General features: G+C 27.8%; 22 protein-coding genes. 11 read left to right on the top strand and 11 right to left on the bottom strand.

Going from position 1 to position 20,733, the window contains the following annotated elements; genetic code table 11:
• Positions 1-23: 23 nt before the first annotated feature.
• Complete coding sequence (groES, locus tag ACTTBM_RS03515; protein WP_075506443.1) at positions 24-314, bottom strand: co-chaperone GroES; 291 nt, start codon at positions 312-314, stop codon at positions 24-26.
• Between the two features lie 130 nt (positions 315-444).
• On the opposite strand from groES, the gene ACTTBM_RS03510 reads away from it, so the two are divergent.
• From ACTTBM_RS03510 to ACTTBM_RS03485, 6 genes are read left to right on the top strand one after another with little or no spacing between them, the layout of a single operon-like run.
• Complete coding sequence (locus tag ACTTBM_RS03510; protein WP_440634736.1) at positions 445-1,263, top strand: TIGR01459 family HAD-type hydrolase; 819 nt, start codon at positions 445-447, stop codon at positions 1,261-1,263.
• Complete coding sequence (locus tag ACTTBM_RS03505; RefSeq protein ID WP_440634735.1) at positions 1,257-2,180, top strand: bifunctional riboflavin kinase/FAD synthetase; 924 nt, start codon at positions 1,257-1,259, stop codon at positions 2,178-2,180. The genes ACTTBM_RS03510 and ACTTBM_RS03505 overlap by 7 nt, the downstream gene beginning before the upstream one ends.
• Positions 2,177-4,906: an isoleucine--tRNA ligase gene (ileS, locus tag ACTTBM_RS03500; RefSeq protein ID WP_440634734.1), complete on the top strand. Its 2,730-nt coding sequence runs from the start codon at positions 2,177-2,179 to the stop codon at positions 4,904-4,906. The genes ACTTBM_RS03505 and ileS overlap by 4 nt, the downstream gene beginning before the upstream one ends.
• Positions 4,906-5,400: a signal peptidase II gene (gene lspA, locus ACTTBM_RS03495; protein WP_440634733.1), complete on the top strand. Its 495-nt coding sequence runs from the start codon at positions 4,906-4,908 to the stop codon at positions 5,398-5,400. Before ileS ends, lspA begins: the two co-directional genes overlap by 1 nt.
• Positions 5,397-5,705: a DUF3035 domain-containing protein gene (locus tag ACTTBM_RS03490; RefSeq protein WP_440634732.1), complete on the top strand. Its 309-nt coding sequence runs from the start codon at positions 5,397-5,399 to the stop codon at positions 5,703-5,705. Before lspA ends, ACTTBM_RS03490 begins: the two co-directional genes overlap by 4 nt.
• On the top strand, positions 5,705-6,859 hold the full coding sequence (locus tag ACTTBM_RS03485) for a glucose-6-phosphate isomerase (RefSeq protein ID WP_440634731.1): 1,155 nt from the start codon (positions 5,705-5,707) through the stop codon (positions 6,857-6,859). Before ACTTBM_RS03490 ends, ACTTBM_RS03485 begins: the two co-directional genes overlap by 1 nt.
• On the opposite strand, the gene rsmD is transcribed toward ACTTBM_RS03485, so the two are convergent.
• Complete coding sequence (rsmD, locus tag ACTTBM_RS03480; RefSeq protein WP_440634730.1) at positions 6,856-7,419, bottom strand: 16S rRNA (guanine(966)-N(2))-methyltransferase RsmD; 564 nt, start codon at positions 7,417-7,419, stop codon at positions 6,856-6,858. The genes ACTTBM_RS03485 and rsmD overlap by 4 nt on opposite strands.
• Positions 7,416-8,681, bottom strand: coding sequence for a phosphoribosylamine--glycine ligase (purD, locus tag ACTTBM_RS03475; RefSeq protein WP_440634729.1), 1,266 nt, complete (start codon positions 8,679-8,681; stop codon positions 7,416-7,418). Before purD ends, rsmD begins: the two co-directional genes overlap by 4 nt.
• Before the next feature lie 23 nt (positions 8,682-8,704).
• Between purD and ACTTBM_RS03470 the strand changes: the two genes are divergently transcribed.
• A complete protein-coding gene (locus ACTTBM_RS03470) occupies positions 8,705-8,893 on the top strand; it encodes a DUF2093 domain-containing protein (protein WP_440634728.1) in 189 nt (62 codons plus the stop codon).
• A gap of 11 nt (positions 8,894-8,904) precedes the next feature.
• Here ACTTBM_RS03470 and ACTTBM_RS03465 read toward each other — a convergent pair whose 3' ends face one another.
• The 5 genes from ACTTBM_RS03465 to ubiA are packed head-to-tail and all read right to left on the bottom strand — an operon-like array spanning position 8,905 to position 14,531.
• Entirely contained in the window at positions 8,905-9,765 is an 861-nt protein-coding gene (locus ACTTBM_RS03465) for a lysophospholipid acyltransferase family protein (RefSeq protein ID WP_440634727.1), read from the bottom strand.
• On the bottom strand, positions 9,765-10,694 hold the full coding sequence (gene lpxK / locus ACTTBM_RS03460; protein ID WP_440634726.1) for a tetraacyldisaccharide 4'-kinase: 930 nt from the start codon (positions 10,692-10,694) through the stop codon (positions 9,765-9,767). The genes ACTTBM_RS03465 and lpxK overlap by 1 nt, the downstream gene beginning before the upstream one ends.
• Positions 10,675-11,925, bottom strand: coding sequence for a 3-deoxy-D-manno-octulosonic acid transferase (locus tag ACTTBM_RS03455; protein WP_440634725.1), 1,251 nt, complete (start codon positions 11,923-11,925; stop codon positions 10,675-10,677). The genes lpxK and ACTTBM_RS03455 overlap by 20 nt, the downstream gene beginning before the upstream one ends.
• Positions 11,926-11,927: 2 nt before the next feature.
• The gene (locus tag ACTTBM_RS03450; protein ID WP_440634724.1) at positions 11,928-13,664 is read right to left on the bottom strand and encodes an ABC transporter ATP-binding protein; all 1,737 of its coding nucleotides are present in this window, start codon (positions 13,662-13,664) and stop codon (positions 11,928-11,930) included.
• On the bottom strand, positions 13,665-14,531 hold the full coding sequence (ubiA, locus tag ACTTBM_RS03445; RefSeq protein WP_440634723.1) for a 4-hydroxybenzoate octaprenyltransferase: 867 nt from the start codon (positions 14,529-14,531) through the stop codon (positions 13,665-13,667).
• Between the two features lie 52 nt (positions 14,532-14,583).
• Here ubiA and ACTTBM_RS03440 point away from each other — a divergent pair, with 52 nt between their 5' ends.
• Positions 14,584-14,988: a DUF2721 domain-containing protein gene (locus ACTTBM_RS03440; RefSeq protein WP_075506429.1), complete on the top strand. Its 405-nt coding sequence runs from the start codon at positions 14,584-14,586 to the stop codon at positions 14,986-14,988.
• Here the strand turns inward: ACTTBM_RS03440 and ACTTBM_RS03435 are convergent.
• The 3 genes from ACTTBM_RS03435 to ACTTBM_RS03425 are packed head-to-tail and all read right to left on the bottom strand — an operon-like array spanning position 14,985 to position 17,480.
• On the bottom strand, positions 14,985-15,956 hold the full coding sequence (locus ACTTBM_RS03435; protein WP_440634722.1) for a quinone oxidoreductase family protein: 972 nt from the start codon (positions 15,954-15,956) through the stop codon (positions 14,985-14,987). The two genes, ACTTBM_RS03440 and ACTTBM_RS03435, sit on opposite strands and share 4 nt — an antisense overlap.
• A 3-nt stretch (positions 15,957-15,959) precedes the next feature.
• Positions 15,960-16,796 (bottom strand): pirin family protein, encoded by an 837-nt coding sequence (locus tag ACTTBM_RS03430; protein WP_440634721.1) that lies wholly within the window; start codon positions 16,794-16,796, stop codon positions 15,960-15,962.
• A gap of 21 nt (positions 16,797-16,817) precedes the next feature.
• Positions 16,818-17,480 carry a haloacid dehalogenase type II gene (locus ACTTBM_RS03425; RefSeq protein WP_440634720.1) on the bottom strand — a complete coding sequence of 221 codons (663 nt, stop codon included), beginning with the start codon at positions 17,478-17,480 and terminating at the stop codon, positions 16,818-16,820.
• 16 nt (positions 17,481-17,496) lie between these two features.
• Here ACTTBM_RS03425 and ACTTBM_RS03420 point away from each other — a divergent pair, with 16 nt between their 5' ends.
• From ACTTBM_RS03420 to ctaD, 3 genes are read left to right on the top strand one after another with little or no spacing between them, the layout of a single operon-like run.
• On the top strand, positions 17,497-18,198 hold the full coding sequence (locus ACTTBM_RS03420; RefSeq protein ID WP_440634719.1) for an RsmE family RNA methyltransferase: 702 nt from the start codon (positions 17,497-17,499) through the stop codon (positions 18,196-18,198).
• Between the two features lie 60 nt (positions 18,199-18,258).
• The gene (gene coxB, locus ACTTBM_RS03415) at positions 18,259-19,074 is read left to right on the top strand and encodes a cytochrome c oxidase subunit II (protein ID WP_428080982.1); all 816 of its coding nucleotides are present in this window, start codon (positions 18,259-18,261) and stop codon (positions 19,072-19,074) included.
• A 1-nt stretch (position 19,075) separates the two neighbouring features.
• Positions 19,076-20,710, top strand: coding sequence for a cytochrome c oxidase subunit I (gene ctaD / locus ACTTBM_RS03410; RefSeq protein ID WP_075506423.1), 1,635 nt, complete (start codon positions 19,076-19,078; stop codon positions 20,708-20,710).
• Positions 20,711-20,733: the final 23 nt, after the last annotated feature.

Genomic DNA, 20,733 nt, shown 5'->3' with positions numbered 1-20,733 from the left:
TTTGTTTTCTCCTTTAAATTAAATTACTTACTTGAAATACCCATAATGTCAGACTCTTTCATTATGCTATATTCTTTGCCATCTATTTTGACTTCAGTTCCTGACCATTTGCCAAATAAAACTTTGTCTCCAACTTTAACATCCATTGGAATTGTTTTTCCATCTTCCGTTTTAGCTCCACCACCAACAGCAACAACTTTTCCTTCTTGAGGTTTTTCTTGAGCTGTATCTGGTATAATTATTCCACCAGCAGTTTTTTCACTACTGTCTAAAACTTCGATTAATACTCTGTCATGTAACGGTTTAAACTTCATAAATCTCCTTTATAATTCTATATAAATATGAGCCTCATATAGATATTTCATAGCCTATTTCAAGATTAGAGAATCTTTTCAGAGTAATTATGCTAGGAAAATCTAAATATTATGGTTTATAGGTAAAATAATGACCAAAAATTTAGACTTAGATGGCCTTCAGTCAATTGCTGATAATTATGACCTTTTTTACATAGATTTGTGGGGGGTCATTCATAATGGTGTAAAATTACATAACTCAGCAATAGCAACCTTAAATGAACTAAAGAAAAAAAATAAAAGTTTTGTTCTTTTAACCAATGCTCCAAGACCAAATACTACGGTAAATAAATTTTTAGAAAAAATGGGCATGAGTGAAGATTTGAGAGAGCATGTTTTTACCTCAGGTGAGGCAGCATTAAATTTTTTAAAAACATCTTTTAAATCAAAGAATTTTTTTCATATAGGCCCCCCAAGAGATTTCGATTTGTTCAATGAATTTAAAAATAATAAATCAACTGAACTAAATGAAAGTGAATATTTACTTTGCACAGGTTTATTCGATGAACATGAAGATGATTTAAGTTATTATAAAAACTTGCTTGAAAAATACACAACAAAAAAAATGATTTGTACAAATCCTGATTTAATTGTTGATAGAGGAAATATAAGAGAGTTTTGTGCAGGCTCAGTTGCAATGGTTTTTGAAAAAATGGGTGGAGAAGTAATTTATTTTGGAAAACCCCATGCGGAGGTTTACAATCAGTCTATAGACAATATTGGTAAGAAAGTTTTGGCAATTGGTGATAATTTAAATACAGATATAAAAGGTGCCAACTTATTAAATTACCATTCCTTGTTAGTTTGCAATGGAATTCACAAAGAAGAGATACAAAATAAAGGAGTTACTGAAGTTTCAAAAGAGTATGAAGCTATCGTTAATTTTACTCAAACAGAATTAAAATGGTAAAGTTATATAAAAATTTCAATATTAATAATCATCATAAAAATTCAATTATATTAATTGGAAATTTTGATGGTCTTCATTTAGGACATCAAAAATTATTTAAATTAGCTCTATCATATAAAAAAAAATATAATTCAAAAATTGGTGTGATTAATTTTGATCCAATGCCCAAGATGTATTTTAACAATTCATTGAAGAATTTTAAAATTTCGTCTGTAAATCAAAAATTAGAATTACTTAAAGAATTAAAAGTAGATTTTATAATTACAAAAAAATTTGATAAAAATTTTTCCAGAATAAAATCAATTAAATTTATAAAAGAAATTTTATATAAAAAACTCAATTGTAAGTTTATATTTGTAAGTAACAATTTTAGATTTGGAAATAAAAGAGAAGGTGATGTTAAATTACTTATACAAAATGAAAAAAATTATAATTATAAAGTTATTAAACCAAAGCCACTTTTAAAAAGTAAAAAAATAGTATCTTCAACGATAATAAGAAGCTTACTGGAAAAAGGTGATTTAAATAAAGCTAATAAATTTTTAGGAAGAGAGTGGACCATTGATGGAATAGTTAAAAAGGGAAGACAAGTTGGAAAAAAAATTGGTTTTCCAACATGTAACATAGATATTAAGGATTATGTCTTAGCACAGCCAGGAGTTTATGCAGTAAGAGTATTAAGAAAAAAAAATCAAAAAAAATTGAGTGGAATAGCAAATCTTGGCTATAGACCCACATTTAATCAAAAAAAAATCTTACTTGAGGTTCATTTGTTTAATTTTTCTGGAAATCTTTATAATAAGCTTTTATCAGTGCAGTTTTTAAAGTTTATTAGAAAAGAAAAAAAATTTAAGAATGTTGATCAACTCAGAAAACAAATTAAATCTGATTTAAATATTGCAAAAAAAACTAAATGAGCAAATCTGATATAAATCTACCTAAAACAGCTTTCTCAATGAAGGCGAACCTGCCTACTAGAGAACCAGAAATTCTAAATTATTGGCAAAAAATAAACCTTTATGATGAATTAAGAAAATCAAGCAAAGGTAAAGAAAAATTTGTCTTACATGACGGCCCTCCATATGCAAACGGTAACATTCATATGGGGACAGCATTAAATAAAATTTTAAAAGACATAATTGTAAAATTTCATCAAATGGACGGTAAAGACTCAATTTATGTACCTGGATGGGATTGTCATGGTTTACCAATCGAATGGAAAATAGAAGAGGAATATAAAAAAAATAAAAAAAATAAAAATGACGTCCCTATAGTTGAGTTTAGAAAAGAGTGTAGATCTTTTGCTGAAAAATGGATTGAAATTCACAAAGGTCAATTCAAAAGATTGGGTGTAGTTGGTGATTGGGAAAATTATTATTCTACAATGAGTTTTGATGCAGAGGCTCAGATAGTAAGAGAGCTTGGTAAATTTCTTAAAGAAGGAAGTTTATACAGAGGATATAAACCAGTTTTATGGTCAACTGTTGAAAAAACTGCTCTTGCCGATGCGGAAGTAGAATACCAAGACCACAAGTCAGATACTATATATACATCCTTTTCAGTTAGGTCCTCTAAAATTAAAGAATTAGAAAAATGTGAAATTATAATTTGGACAACTACACCATGGACAATTCCTGCTAATAAAGCATTAGCTTATAATGAAGCGTTAGATTATGTTTTATTAGAAGTTAATGATGAGGGAGATTTTCAAAACAGAAAAATAGTTGTGGCACAAGCTTTACTTGAGTCGGTCATTAAAGAATGTGGAATTAAAAATTATAAAGAGATTAATAGGTTTAAAGGAAAAGAGTTTAAGGATACTATTTGCAACCATCCTTTTTTAAACTTAGGTTATGATACTGAAATCCCAATGTTAGAAGCAAGATTTGTGACGACAGAGCAGGGCACAGGAATAGTTCATTGTGCGCCAAGTCATGGGCCTGATGATTTTAATTTATGTTTAAATAATGGAATAAAAGCAATAGAGACAGTTGATGGTGATGGGAAATATACAAATAATGTAAAATTATTTGAAGGTATTCATATTTTTAAAGCTAACCAAATAGTAATTGAAAAACTTAAAGAGCAAAAAAATTTATTATCAAATGGTGAATTAGTTCATTCTTATCCTCATTCTTGGAGATCAAAAGCACCATTAGTTCATAGAGCAACACCTCAGTGGTTTATTTCTATGGAAAGTCACAAATTAAGAGACAAAGCTCTAAAAGCTATAGATGATACAACATTTTATCCAAGCAAGGGAAAAGAAAGATTAAAATCTATGATTGAAACTAGACCTGACTGGTGCGTTTCTAGACAAAGAGTATGGGGTGTTCCTTTACCTATTTTTGTAAATAAAAAAACCAAAGAAATTTTAGTTGATGATGAAGTTAATGAAAATATTGCATCAATTTATGAAAAAGAGGGATCTGATTGTTGGTTTTCAGACGATCCGCAAAGATTTTTAGGCGATAAGTACAGAGCCCAAGATTATGATAAACTAAGTGATATCGTAGAAGTTTGGTTTGATAGTGGCTCTACTCATTCATTTGTATTGGAGAAAAGAAATGATCTCAAGTGGCCAGCATCCATGTATTTAGAGGGTTCAGATCAACATAGAGGATGGTTTCATTCATCATTACTAGAGTCATGTGGAACTAGGGGTAGAGCTCCTTTTGACTCAATTTTATCACACGGTTTCGTTGTGGATGGAAAAGGTTTAAAAATGTCTAAATCATTAGGAAATGTGATTGCTCCAGAAGATATTTTGAAAAAATACGGAGCAGATATTTTAAGAATTTGGGTAGCTTCATCAAATTATTCAGAGGATTTAAGAATAGATTATTCAATTTTAGATCAACACGCAGATTCATATAGGAAGATTAGAAATACATTTAGATATTTATTAGGAAATCTTAATGATAATTTTGAGATAATTGATCTTGAAAAAATAGAATTAAATAAATTACCTGATTTAGAGCAGTACATGCTACATAAATTATATTCTTTAAATAATAATTTCAAAAAATATTTTGAAAATTATGATTTTCACAATTTGTATAAAGAACTATTAAATTTTTGCACTGTAGATTTGTCAGCTTTTTATTTTGATATAAGAAAAGACACTTTATATTGTGATTCTTTAGATCACCCTAAGCGAAAATCAACTATCTTATTGTTGAATGTAATTTTAAACTCTTTACTTAGATGGTTTGCTCCAATTTTGTCTTTCACAACTGAAGAAATTTATCAATTATTATTTAAAAACCAGAAAAGTATTCATTTAGAAAACTTTTTAACTTTTCCAAAAAATTTTCATAATGAAAAATTAAATCTGAAATGGATTGAGCTAATTAAAATTAGAAATTTATGCAATGTAAGTATAGAAGAAAAAAGAGCAGCCAAAGTAATAGGATCAAGTTTAGAAGCTGAAATTAAGATTCATTTAGATCAAAAATTAGAAAGTATCACAAAGGATATTGATTTTTCGGAGCTTTGTATAACGTCTAAAGCTGAAGTTACATATGAAAATAATATCGACACAAATGTTCTTACAGAAAAAGCAAAAGGAACAAAATGTTCGATGTGTTGGAAAATAAACGAAAAAGGATGTGTTAGATCTAATTGTCCTCAGAATTCTTAATGTTCTTAAATAAAATATTTAAAAATTATTATTTGGAAATAATTATTATTTTAATCATTTTTTTTTTAGACAGAATATCAAAATTATTTGTAATTTATCAGGATAAACTTAATTTTAATTCTGAAATATACACATCAAAATTTTTGAATATTCATCTAATTTGGAATGAGGGAATAGCTTTTGGTCTTTTCTCATTTAATGAAAATAATTTATATAATTTTTTAACTTTTTTAATATTTTTAGTGATTATTTTTATAATTTTTCTAATTAGAAACAGTGATCTTGTAAGCAGATATGCTCTATTACTGGTATTAGGAGGTGCTTTGGGAAATTTCTTTGATAGATTATTTTACAAGGCTGTTCCTGATTTCATAGATTTTCATGTTGGAAATTTTCATTGGTTTATTTTTAATATTGCAGATATATTTATTACAGTAGGAGTATTATTTTTGATATTTATTGAAATTATCGGTAATAATAAAAAAGAACTATGAAAAGACTAGGCATTCCAATTTTTTTGATAATTTTGTTTTCTCTATCATCATGTGGGACAATCAAAGAAGGTTTTACTAATCAAAAAAAAAAAAGTACTGATGAATTTTTAGTTGAAAAAAAATCACCATTAGTTATGCCACCAAATTTTAATGAATTGCCAATTCCAAATCAAACTAAAGAAATTGACCAAAAAAAAGATGATAACTTTAAAAGTTTAATAACAGAAAATACTGATAATATTGATGAAGAATTAACAGATAGCGATATACAGGGTTCTATTTTGAGCAAAATTAAAAGTAAATAATGCTCACAAAAAATATTAAATTAAAGCTTTTTAGGAAAAACAAGTTAAATCAAAATTTAAAAAAGAAATTAACAAATCTTCTTGATGAAGAAAATTTTGTAATTAAATCACAAAAAAAAGAATATAGAAATAATTTTAACAAAAAGACAATTTCTAAATTTAAGAGTTTTATCTATTATAGAATTATAGGTATGGGTGGGTCTTCACTAGGAGCTCAGGCTATTTACGATTTTTTAAAACATAAAATAAAAAAAAAATTTGAATTTTTAGACAATTTACAAGCACATATAAAAAAAAATCAAAAAAAAAAGTGTTTAAATATAATAATATCTAAATCTGGTAACACAATAGAAACAATTGTTAATACAAATATTTTTGTTCAAAAAAAAAATAAAAATATTTTTATTACAGAAAATAAAAAAAATTATCTTCATACTTTAGCTGAAAAATTTAAATCAGAAATAATTCATCACAATAATTTTATTGGAGGAAGATACTCTGTTTTATCAGAAGTAGGAATGTTACCGGCAGAATTGATGGGTCTAGACTCTAGTAAATTTAAACAATTAAATAATTTAATCAAAAATAAAAATTATTTAAATTCTTTAATCAAAAATGTTGATCAAATCTTATACTTTGTAAAAAGAAAAAAATTTAATTCTGTAATAATAAATTATGATGAAAAATCTACAAATCTATTTAACTGGTACCAACAATTAGTTGCCGAAAGTTTAGGTAAAAAAGGTATAGGTATTCTTCCTATCGTTTCAAATATGCCTAAAGACAATCATAGTGTTATGCAATTATATTTAGACGGTTGTAAGAATAATTTTTTTACTTTTTTTTATGTTAAAGAAAAAAATTCTCTAAAAATAAACAATAGCCAAATTTTAAAAATGCAGAGTTATTTAAAAAATAAAGATATTGATCATATTATTTACGCTCAAAAACAAGCTACTGAGAATGTTTTTAAAAGCAAGAAAATACCTTTTAGGAGTTTTGAGATTTTGAAAAGAGATGAAAAAACCCTAGGTGAACTTTTTACTTTTTTTATTTTAGAAACAATTTTGTTGGGCAAAGCTCTTAAAATTAATCCTTTTAACCAACCTGCAGTAGAGTTAATTAAAACCGAAACAAAAAAAATACTAGCTTAAATAAATTTTCCAAAAATTATTTTAGAAATTCCATATTTTTTTTCTTCAATGATTTTAAATTTTTCAGGGAAATTATCTTTCTCTTTTTTATGTCTATGAATAATTATTATTCCATTCAGTCTAAGAGTTTTAAATTTATAAAGATTATTCAAAATATTATTGATTTCTTTTTCTTTGTAAGGTGGGTCTAAAAAAATAATATCGAACTTTTCTTTTATTTCTAAAAAATCTTTATCATTGAAAATATTTTTTTCAATAATCGAATAGTTGTTTATTTTTTTTAAACTTGATAAATTTTTTTTTAAGATAGGCAATATTCCATTATAATTTTCTACAAAACTTACATGTTTTGCTTTTCTAGACAAACATTCCAAACCAAAAGATCCTGTACCAGAAAATAAATCTAATACATAAGATTTTTCCAGATCGATTGAAAACTTATTTGAATGATTAATAATATTAAAAATCGATTCTTTTGTTAAATCTTTTAAAGGTCTTGTTTCTTTATCTTTGGGTTCAAGAATTTTTTTACCTTTAAAAGTGCCACTAATAATTCTCATTTATCAATGACTTTGTATCCAATATCTTTTCTAAAAAAACCTTTTTTCCAATTTAACTTTTCTAAGTTTTTATAGATATTTTTTTTTGCCTCACCGTAAGTTTCAGAAATTGAGATAAAATTTAATACTCTTCCTCCAACTGCATAAATTTTATTATCCTGTTTTTTTGTTCCAGCGTGAAACAAATAATTATTTTTATCTAAATTTAATTTCTCCAAATTATTTATAAATGTATTTTTTTCATATTTGTCGGGATAACCATTTGAGCATAATACAACACATAAGCTTTTCTTATTTATCCAATTTATTTCTATTTCATTAAGCTTTTCATCAATACATGATTGAAAAATTTGGATGATATCAGTTTCCAAAGTTGGCAGAATTGTTTGGCACTCTGGATCTCCCATTCTTACATTGTATTCTATTAAATATGGTTCATCCCCAACTATCATTAATCCAGCATATAAAAATCCTTTATATTTTGTTCCTAAATTATTTATACCTTCTAATGTTGGCTTAATAATTCTCTCTATTATTTTTTGTTCAAGTTCTTTATTAAAAAGTCTTGATGGTGAGTATGCGCCCATTCCTCCAGTATTTTTACCCTCATCACCTTCTCCAACTCTTTTATGATCTTGAGCGGAGCCAAAATATTTAAATGTTTTTCCATCACTGACGATAAAATAGCTCATTTCTTCACCCTCTAAAAATTCTTCAAATAGAATATGTTTTGCAACTCCAAACTTACCGTCAAATATTTCTTTTACTGCCGTATAAGATTCTTTTTTGTCTTTACAAATATAGACGCCTTTTCCAGCTGCTAAATTATCTGCTTTAATTACCAATGGGTGTTTTGCGTTATCAATATATCTATTAGAATCATCAATATTCTCAAAAATACCAAATTCTGCAGTTGGTATATTATATTTTTTACAAAGTTTTTTTGTGAAAATTTTTGAACCTTCTAATTGTGAAGCGATCTTATTTGGGCCAAAAACTTTTATATTTAGTTTTTCCAGATAGTCTACTATGCCATTTACAAGTGGATCTTCGGGACCAATAACTACAAGATCAACATTGTTATTTTTTATAAATTCATAAACAGTTTTAAAATTATTTGTATCAAGAGAAATATTTTCAGCTAGCTCAGATGTTCCTGCATTACCTGGTATACAGTAAATTTTTTCAACTATGTTTGATTTAGATATTGAAAACGTTAAAGCATGCTCTCTTCCTCCGCTACCTAAAATTGCAATTTTCATATAACTATTTATATATCTTAGAAATGAAAAATAAATTAGCTAAATTAAAATATCTGCCCAATAACTTTAATATCTTGGAGACTGGCGATCATGTAATATGTGCTATATCAGGAAAAAAAATTATGTTAGAAAATTTGACCTATTGGAATGTAGATAAACAGGAAGCTTATTATTCATACATAGAAGCACATAAAAAAAGAGATGGAGAGTAGATAAATAAATTTTATTTCCATCGATTGTGTGACCATATCCACTGCCCGGGATTCTTTATAATCATATCTTCAAGAACTTTATTTAACTCATCTGTAATTTTTTCTTGAGAGTAATTTAATGGAAACTTCAAAGGTTTATTAATAGTTATCTTAAAACTTATACCTTTAATTCTCTCTATGTACACTGGGACCACCGGTATATTAAATTTTTTAATCAATTGTGCAGGAATAGTCGTTGTTAAAGCTTTTTGATTAAAAAAATTTGATAGTATTCCCTCCGAAACTCTTTGGTCAATCATTAGAGCCGTAGAATAGTTTTTTCTTTTAAGTTGAATTAAGTTTTTAAGCCCGCCAATTCCTTTTTTTATTTGTTTATTACAAATGTATTTTTTTCTAATTCTTTCCATTATTTTATTTAAATAAATATTATTCAATGGACGATAGATAGCCGCAAGATGTATACCACTTTTCTCCAAACACATCGCCATAAGTTCGAAGTTACTTAGATGTCCTGAAATAAAAATTACTTGTTGATTATTTTTTTTTATTTCTTCAAGTATCTCTCCCCCTTGTATTGAAATCCGAGAGTTTAAATTCCCAGATCTAAAATTTTTTATAAATATATATTCTGCAAAAATTCTTCCAAAATTATTCCACATTTGTGATTTAATATTTTCTAATTTTTCTAAATTTATATCTGGAAAAGCTCTTTTAATATTTGAATTTATAACTTTTTTGGATCTAAAAAATGGTCCTATTTTTTCAAAAATTTTACCACTAAATTTTGAAGATAAATTTGCACCTAAAATCTTAAAAATTATAAAAAGAAATATAATTAACAAGAATTGAAAAAGATATTTTATATTTTTCATTAATAGCCAATACACCTCATAAATTTTTCTTTATCTATAATTTTTAATTCAGATTTTAAAAATTTAATTTTATTTGAATAAATTTTATCCAATCTTACGTAATCTTTCTCTGTTGTAATTACTTTGCAATTTAAATTTTCAGCTTGAGATAAAATTTTATCAATATCTTCCTTTTCATACTGATAATGATCAGGATATTCAAAATCTTTTATTATTTTTAGTCCATTTAAATTAAGCATTGAGACAAATGTTGAGTGGTTTCCAATTCCAGAGAATACTATATATTTATCATTAAGGTTGAATTCATTTAAATTTAAGGGGTTATATTTTCCTAAGTGAATATTTATTTGAGGATTAATTTTTTTAATCTCTGATTTAATTTCATCTATATTTTCTAGGTTTCCATTGATAAATATATTTTTGTATCTTTTCAAATTGTTAATATTTTCTCGCAGAGGACCTGCTGGAATTGTCAAACCATTTCCAATCCAATTGATACTATTGAAACAAACTATTTCTGAAAAATATTCTATACTTCTATCTTGAAGACCATCATCAAGAATTGCAACTTCATATTTTTCTTCCTCTGCTAGTTTAATAGCCGTCGCTCTTTCATTGGATAAAAAAAGTTTTCCTTTATTTTTTAAAATTGTTTGTTCGTCAATTTGATTTTTGTAAAATTTTTTTACGTAACAAGATTTAATATTTTTATTATTTAAAATTTTATTTAATTCTATACTTAAAGATGTTTTACCTGTCCCACCAACATATATATTTCCAACACAAATAGTCTTAATTTTAAATTTTTTTGGCTTAGAATATTTTTTAAAATAATTAATTAATTGAATAGTTTTTGCTATTGGCAATAAAAGATAAGCTAAGAAATTTGGTTTTTTTAAGTTCCAAAAATTAGGTTTTCTTAAAGTCATTAAAGATATGATTGTTTAGCTCTTTTATAGTTTTTTTTAAAATTTTTTCTCCAATATTTGTTATTTGTTTTCCACCTTTTTTATTCTTTATAAATGATACTGAAGAAGCAAGTTTCTTTGATGAATAAATTCTTTTTGATACACCAAGAGAATTTAACAATTTATATACATCTTTAAAGTTGTCAGTATTAGGACCATGAAGAATTTTTGCTCCAAATCGTGCGGCTTCAAGTGGATTTTGACCACCTCTTTTTATGATAGATCCACCTATGAAAACAGTAGAACTGATTTTATGAAATTTTTTTGTTTCACCAAAAGTATCTACTAAATAAATATCTATGTTTTGAGGTTTATTTAATTTTGAACTATGAAGAAAAACTGTTAGACCTAAATTTTCTAATTCTGATTTTATCTTACCAACCCTATGTATATGTCGTGGAATAATTACAGTTAATATATTTCTATATTTTTTTTTTAACTCTAAATGAGCTTTAGCGCAGAATATTTCTTCAGATTTATGAGTACTTGATGCGACCCAAATTTTTTTTTTTATTAAATAAGATTTTAAATTAATATTTATTTTTTCTAAATCACTATCGTAATCTTCAGAAAATTTTAAATTACCAATATGTTTTATTTTACAACTAGATAATTTTCTAAGATATGATTTTGTTTCAAGATTTTGAGGATATGCAACTTTAATATATTCAAAAATAGATTTACTTATACTTTTTATTTTGATCCACTTATTGAATGTTTTTTTTGTTATTCGTGCATTTAGCAAAAGCAATGGAATTTTTTTTGAATACATATTTTTAAACATGCAGGGCCAAATTTCAGAGTCAATAAATATACCTAAATCAGGTTTCCAAAAATTTAAAAATTTATTTGTAATAGGAACGTAATCAATTGGATAAAATTGATGTATAGTTTTTTTAAACTCGAATTTTTTAATAATTTTTGAAGAGCTTAATGTACTTGAAGTAATTAAAATTTGACTAATTTTTTTATTTTTTTCATAATACTTTATCAAAGGTATTACACTTAAAATTTCCCCAACACTTGCACCATGAAACCAAATAAGTTTTCCATTTAATCTTTTTTTGGAGGGGATACTAAATTTTTCTATAAATCTTGCTTTGTCCTCTTTATTTTTTAAAATTCTATAAACAATTATAAAAGGTGAAATAAATAAAATAATTGTAAGAAATATTTGATATAAAAAAAACATTATTACTTTTGTATTTGTTTTTCATAAAAACTTTTATACAATTTGGAGTTATTCAATAGCTCTTCGTGTTTGCCACTATGAATAATATTTCCTGAATCGATTAAATAGATGTTATTTGAATTTAATACTGTTGAGAGTCTATGAGCTATTACAATTGTAGTTTTATTTTTAGTTAAAATTTTTAGTGCCTCTTGAATTTTGTTTTCAGTTTCTGTATCCAAGGATGAGGTTGCCTCATCTAGTAAAATTATTGAACTTTTTTTCATCATTGCTCTTGCTATTGACAGTCTTTGTTTTTCACCTCCTGATAATCTTACTCCATTTTCACCTATCAACGTTTGATACTTTTGAGGTAAGTTTTTTATAAATTCATCACAAAATGCTAATTTTGAAACTTCATAAACCTCTTCATCTGTAGCATTATCATTACCATATTTAATATTATTAAATATTGTATCATCAAAAAGAGTTGTCTCTTGGCTTACTAAAGATATCTCATTTCTCAGCGACTTAAGACTAACGTCATATATAGATTGCTCATCTATTGTAATGTCTCCAGATTGAGCATCATAAAATCTTGGAATTAAATTCATTATTGTGGATTTACCAGATCCACTATGACCTACTAAAGACGTCATTTTTCCTCCCTCAAACTCCAGATTGATTGACTTTAAAGTTTGAGCCTCTTTAGTGTCATATGAAAATTTTATATCTTTAAATTTGATGTTAGATTTATTTATCTTAATAGAATTTGCGTTTATTTTATCTTTAATTTGATTTTGTTGATCTATAATTGGCAAAATACGAGATGCAGCTGATATGCCTTGATTTGCAACTAAGCTTATAGTTGATAAAGCACGAACAGGCTGGTAAGCCAGCATCATCGCAGCTAAAAATGAGAAAAAATTATTAATCTCAAGTTCCTCTTGGGAAATCAATAAACTTGAGTAGAAAATTAATATTGCAATCATTATACCTGTAAAAGTTTCCATTATTGGAGACATTCTTACAAAGACTGTCTGTATCTTTTGGTTTTTATCTCTTAAATCTGATAAAAATTTATCTGCTCGTTTTTTTTCATAATTTTCCTTTTGAAAAATTTTAATTAATTTATGATTTTTAAAAAGTTCAACCAAGTATGTAGTTAAAAATCCAGATTTTTGTTGTGCTTCTGTTGTAACTTTACTGATTCTCTTTCCTAAAGTTTTAGCTGCAATACTTGCAAGAGGTATCATAATTATAGAAATAAGCGCTAGTTTCCAATTTTGAAAAAACATTACTCCCAATAAACAAATAAGAGTTAAGGTATCTTTAAATAGAGTTAATACAGCATTACTTAATAAATTAGTAATATGAGTAACATCATATGTAAGGTTTGAAATAAATTTACCTGAATGTTTTTTATCAATAATTTGTGTATCTGTTCCAACCAAATTTTGAACCATATCATATTGTAATTTTTTTTTAATAGACTCACCAACACCTATCATTGTAGCTTTTGCAAAATATAGAGAGAGACCTTTTGTTGCAAACGCAACCACAATCATTAAAGGAATGAAAAATATTAAGGATTGATCTTTATCAATAAAAAGTTTTTTTATTGCAGGATCTAAAAGCCAAGCGATAGATGAAGTGCTACCAGCGACCAATATAGATAAAAATGCAGACAAAAATATTTTATTTAAATAGCTTTTGGAATAATCGTTATAAAGTCTCTTGTATATTTCTGATTTATTCATCTAAAAGTTCTGAGAAATTAAAATATTAATTAAAATAATTAGACCAAAAAAATTATTACTTTTAAAAGCTTTGAAACAACTTGCTGGATCGTTAAGATTAAAAACTTTCATTTGATAAATAAATAAATGAATAAGAGGTAAAATGAGTAAAATATAATAAACATTATGAAAATTCATAAGAAAACCTCCTAATAAAAAGAAAACCATTAAAATTGAATAACATAAGAATAAAAATTTTTTTGCATTTCCTTTAAATTTTATAGAAGTTGATTTTAGTCCTATAATTTCGTCGTCTTTAAGATCTTGAAATCCATATATCGTGTCATAGCCTAATGTCCAAAATATGGCTCCCAGATAAAATAGAACAGGAATTAAATCAATTTGTCCTTTAATTGCTGTCCATCCAAGTATTAGACCATAATTGAAAGTAATACCTAAAAATAATTGAGGCCAATAAGTAAATCTTTTCATTAAAGGATAGGTAAAAGCAAGTGGCATTGAACCTAAAGCAAGAATTATAGTGAATAAGTTAAAACTAATTAAAACTAAAAAAGCTAAAAAACAAAGTATTGTTGAATAAAAGATTGCAAGTTTAACTGAAATTTTTCCTGAGGCTATGGGTCGATCCTTAGTCCTAAAAACTTTAGCGTCAAATTTTCTATCTAAAATATCATTCACGATACAGCCAGCTGAACGCATTAAAACAGCTCCTAGAAAAAACAAAATTAAACAAAAAAAATAGTTATCCCAACTTGATGAAAAATCATAAGCTAAAGTTAGACCCCATGCACATGGCCAAAATAAAAGCATGTAGCCGATAGGTTTTTTTAATCTTGTTAATTCAATGAAAAGTTTAATTTGGTTCATAATATTTTACTTGTAAATAACAAAGGGTAGTTTCATAATCAAATTGATTCGTATGAACATAGATTACACAGTTACTGCACTAATGTTTCCAGCTATTCCATTACTCATGAGTGTTTATAGCAACAGATTTCACTCTCTAAGTATCTTAATTCGACAACTTCATGATGAGCATGTTTATGAAAAACATATTCCACCAGAATGGAAGAAGCAGTTTATAAATTTAAGTGGTAGGATAACACTTCTTAGATGGACAATTTTATTTGCCTCATTTGGCTTCCTATTTAATATGCTTACTGTTTTTGCACTTTATTTAGATGAAGTATTTGCAGCGAGAGTAATTTTTGGGTCATGTTGTTTATCTATGATTATATCAATTATTTTTTTTATTAGAGAAATTCAAATTTCAACAAATGCTCTTAAACTCCATATGTCTGATATGGATGTGGATGTAAACTAGGGAAGTATTACTGCTGGGCCAGTAAGAACTCTAGACTCTAAATCTTTATGCGCTTGTGCAATATCTTTTAGAGGATATTTTTTTGAGATTTTTACTTTTACTTTTCCACTTGAAGCCATTTCGAAAACTTTATTAGCAGCTTCGTCCAACTCCTCTCTTGTAGTTGTGTACTGCATAATGCTCGGTCTTGTTAAATAAAGTCCTTTTGGTTGAATTGATTTTGCAACATTAACAGGATCTAAAGGTCCAGATGCATTTCCAAAAGAAACCAACATTCCTCTTAATTTTAAACATTCAATAGAGCCATCAAAAGTATTTTTTCCGACTCCATCATAAACAACAGACAATCCTTTTCCTTCTGTTATCTCTTTTACTTTTTCAGCAAAATTATCTTTGTTATAATTAATTACATGGTCATAACCATTTTGTTTTGCATTTTCTATTTTTTCATCTGATCCAACAGTACCAATAACATTGCATCCTAGACTTTTGGCCCATTGTCCAAAAATTTGACCAACACCACCTGCTGCTGCGTGAAATAAAATATCTTCTCCAGATTTTACAGGATAAGTTTTGTGTAAAAGATAAAATGTCGTTATTCCTTTTGTCATTAAAGTTGCTGCTGTTTCTAAATCAACACTATCAGGAACTTTTACTAAGTTTTTAGTTGGATAATTTCTATGAGTTGAATAGGCGCCAAGAGGAGCTGCACAGTATGCAACTTTATCTCCAACTTTAAAATCTTTAACGTTAGAGCCAACTTTAGTTATTTCTCCAGCTCCCTCTAGACCAATAGGAGAGGGTAGAGTTAATGGATAAAGTCCTGATCGGTGATAAGTATCAATATAATTTAGACCAATAGCGTGGTTTTTAATAGTTACTTCATCAGCTTTTGGATCTTCAAGTTTAAGTTCTTTGTATTCTAGAACTTCTGGTCCACCTGCTTTTGATATTATAACTGAATTCATAATTTATTTTACAAATGTACCATTATGATAATCTTGAACTGCTTGCAAGATTTCTGCTTTAGTGTTCATTACAAAAGGCCCACCTCTTGCAATTTCCTCATTTATTGGCTTTCCAGATATCACAAGAAATTTAGTATTTGTTTTTGCTTTTATTTTAAGTTCTTCACCTTTTGTTAATAATATTAAAGTACTATCCTTTACATTGTCATGTTTTTCACTACCAATTTCTATTTCACCATTTATTAAATAAATAAATGTATTGTGAGTTGATGGAATATTAAAATTAAACTCTTTATCTTTTTTTAACTCCACATCAAAATAAACTGGTTCTACATTATGACCTTTTACAGGACCCTCAGCGTTTTCAAATTTACCTGCAATAACTTTTACTTGTTTCTCATCATCTTTATGAACACTCATTTTATCAGCATCTATATAAATGTATTCAGGCTTACTCATTTTCAATTTAGCAGGCATGTTAATCCATAATTGAAAGCCATGAAGTCTTCCTTCTTTCATAGCTGGCATTTCTGAATGAATAATTCCACTTCCTGTTTTCATCCACTGAACATCACCTGCAGTCATTCTTCCTTCACCACCAGTGCTATCTTTGTGTTCAAAATCTCCAGCCAGCATATAAGTAACGGTTTCAATTCCTCGATGTGGGTGAGGGGGAAAACCAGCAATATAATCTTCGCTATTTTCAGATCCAAATTCGTCTAGCATTAAGAAAGGATCAAAGTAATTTGGTTCAACACCAATACTTCTTTTTAATTTTACTCCTGCACCATCAGAAGCTGGAATAGGATCTATAATTTTTGATACTTCAATTAATTTCATAAGAGCTGATATAATTATCTACTAAGTTATATCAAGTAGGCCATTTAAATTTTTAATTTCATTTTGTGGTGAATAATCAAGTTTATCAAAGATATTATTATTTCTGTTTACCCAAATAGAATTATATCCATAGTTTCCACCACCAGATACATCCCAGGTATTTGCACTTAAAAAAGCAACTTCATTTTTTTCAATTTTATATTTTTTTATTGGCATATCATAAACTTTGGAGTCAGGCTTAAAAATACCAACTTCTTCGACAGAAAAAATATCATCAAATAAATTATTTAAATTATTACTTTGTACTAATTCATTTAGAAGAGAAGTTGTACCATTTGAAAGTATTGCTAGTTTAAAATTTTTTTCTTTTAAAGATTTTAATACTTCTGGAACTTCTTCAAAAGGTGAAAGAATTTTATATAGATCTAATAATTCATCCCTCATTGAATTATCTATTTTAAAAACACTCATTGATTTATCTAAACTGTCTTCAGTGATTTGCCAAAAATCTTTGTGTCTTTTCATTAGGCTTCTAAGCCATGTGTATTCTAGTTGTGTGGTTCTCCAATAATTTGCAAAAGCTTCCCACTTATCACCAATTTTGTCTTTACATTTTTCTGCTGCTGAATTTACATTGAATAAAGTGCCGTAAGCGTCAAAAATTATTGCTTTAATATTTTTCATAAACTAATTTAATAATATGAGTAACATTAGATTATATTTTTCTAAAAGTTTATCTAATAATTTAACTGATACACTTGATAAATCTCAATCGCATTACGTAAACAAAGTAATGAGAGTTAAAGAAAATGAAATTTTTTCTTTATTTAATAGCAGTGGTGAATGGGAAGCAAAAATTTTAAACATTTCAAAAGGTATTGTTGAATTTAATGTTACAAGGCAATTAAGACAAAAAGAAAATTCTAAAGAATTGTGGCTTGCTTTTTCTCCAATTAAATCAAATTACTTTAACTTTATGATTCAAAAAGCAACTGAGTTAGGAGTTACAAAATTTATTCCAATTATATTTGATAGAACGATTGTTCGTAAGATTAATAAAGAACGATTAGAGAAAGTAATTATTGAAGCATCAGAGCAATCGAATAGAATTAATGTTCCAGATATTGAGGACCCAAGATCATTAGATAGTTTTTTAAATAGTAATGAAATGGATTTAATTTTTACTGATCTAAATTCTGAAAATACTAAAATAGATTTAAAGATGGTTACAGATAAACCTACATGTGTAATTATAGGTCCAGAAGGAGATTTTTCTGAAGAGGAAAGGGCTAAGATTCTAAAATTTAGCGGAGTTCAACCATTGAAAATTAATGAGAATATATTGAGATCTGAAACAGCTGTAATTTCAGCTATATCGATCATAAAATACGCCATAAATTGATATTTTGTCGCGAAAACTAAAGTGTAATTTTTTTGAAGACGTTCTATATAGGGTAAAAAAATGAAAAAAATTTTAATAACAATTCTTTCAATTTTAACTCCTGCAGTTGCGTTTGCTAACCAGCCAAAAGATTGGCAATTAGGTTTTCAAAAAGCAGCATCAGAGTCTATGAGAGATATAGTTAATTTTCATGACAAATTGTTATTACCAATCATAATTGCGATAAGCGTTTTTGTTTTATTTTTAATGGTCTATGCATGTATCAGATTTAGAGCATCAGCAAATCCAGTTCCTTCTAAAAGAACTCACAATGTTGCTGTAGAGGTTTTATGGACATTAATTCCATGTTTAATTTTAATCGTGATGGCAGTTCCATCGTTTAAAATTTTATATAAACAAGACTCAATACCAAAAGCAGATGTAACAGTTAAGGCAATCGGTTATCAATGGTACTGGGGATATGAGTATCCAGATGAAAATATTATTTTCGACTCTTATATGATTGAAGACAAAGATTTAAAAGAAAATCAACCAAGATTATTAGCTGTAGATAATGAATTAGTTGTTCCAGTGAATAAAGTAGTTAAAGTTTTAATTACTGCAAATGATGTTTTGCACGCTTGGGCATTACCATCTTTTGGAGTTAAAAGAGATGCGGTTCCTGGAAGAATAAATGAAACATGGTTTAAAGCGGAAGAAGTTGGAACTTATTATGGACAGTGCTCTGAGCTTTGTGGAATTAAACATGCTTTTATGCCGATTACAGTGAGAGTAGTTTCTGAAGAAGAATATCAAGAATGGCTTACTGGTGCTAAAATAAAATTTGCAAAAGAAATTAATGAAGAAGATCAATTTAAAAAACTAGCGAGTAAATAATATGTATACACAAACTGCATCACACGACGATCATCATACACCAACTGGTTGGAAACGTTGGGCGTATTCAACTAATCACAAAGATATCGGTACAATGTACCTTATATTTGCAATTGTTGCAGGTGTGATCGGAACTGCATTCTCAGTTTTAATGAGAATGGAATTGATGCATCCAGGTGATGGAATTTTGGGTGGAAACTATCATTTATACAATGTCTTAGTAACAGGTCATGGTTTAATCATGATCTTCTTTATGGTTATGCCAGCAATGATTGGTGGTTTTGGAAATTGGTTTGTACCAATCATGATTGGTGCACCTGATATGGCATTCCCAAGAATGAATAATATTTCATTTTGGTTACTACCAACTTCATTCATTTTATTAATTATGTCTATATTTATGGATGGCCCTCCAGGTCAAACTGGAGTTGGTGGTGGATGGACAATATATCCTCCTTTATCATCTACAGCAGGACAGCCTGGTCCGGCAATGGACTTTGCAATTTTGAGTTTACACTTAGCAGGAGCGTCTTCAATTTTAGGAGCGGTAAACTTTATAACTACAATTTTAAACATGAGAACTCCAGGTATGACATTGCATAAAATGCCTTTATTTGCTTGGTCAATTTTAGTTACAGCATTCTTATTACTTTTATCACTTCCAGTGTTAGCAGGTGCAATCACAATGCTATTAACTGATAGAAATTTCGGAACTGCATTCTTTGATGCTCAAACAGGTGGAGATCCAGTATTATTCCAACACTTATTCTGGTTCTTTGGTCACCCTGAAGTTTACATTTTAATTTTACCAGGTTTTGGAATGATCAGTCATATTGTTTCAACATTCTCAAGAAAACCAGTATTTGGGTATTTAGGTATGGCATATGCAATGGTAGCAATTGGAATAGTTGGTTTTGTTGTATGGGCTCACCATATGTATACAGTTGGTTTAAGCACGGATACTAAAGCTTATTTCTTGGCAGCGACGATGATCATTGCCGTCCCGACGGGAATTAAAATATTTTCTTGGATAGCAACTATGTGGGGTGGTTCAATATCATTTAAAACACCTATGGTTTGGGCTTTAGGGTTTATATTTTTATTTACAGTTGGTGGAGTTACAGGTGTAGTTCTTGCAAATGCAGGTGTAGATACAGCAATGCATGATACTTACTATGTAGTAGCTCACTTCCACTATGTATTATCTTTAGGTGCGGTGTTCGCAATCTTTGCAGGCTTTTATTACTGGTTTGGAAAAATGAGTGGTTACGAGTATTCAGAATGGTTAGGTCAATTACACTTCTGGTTAACATTTATTGGTGTAAACTTAATTTTCTTCCCTCAACACTTCTTAGGTTTAGCGGGGATGCCTAGAAGATATGCAGACTATCCAGATGCATTTGCTGGTTGGAATTATATATCTTCAATTGGATCATATATTTCTGTAATTGGTTTAGGAGTATTTTTCGCAAATCTAATTTATGCATTTTATAAGAAAAAAGCTGCTGCTCAAAACCCTTGGGGTGAAGGAGCAACAACTTTAGAGTGGACAGTACCGTCTCCTCCAAATTTTCATACTTTTGATGAATTACCGAAGTTTGAAGATGAAGAGAGTGCAGAAAAATCTACTACTTAAAAAGTATTTAGATTTTTTGTCTA

Source organism: Candidatus Pelagibacter sp. HIMB1746 (assembly GCF_052047555.1).
Taxonomy (GTDB): Bacteria; Pseudomonadota; Alphaproteobacteria; order Pelagibacterales; family Pelagibacteraceae; genus Pelagibacter.
The sequence above is the reverse complement of the archived record's forward strand: the minus strand, read 5'-3'. Positions and strand labels throughout refer to the sequence as shown.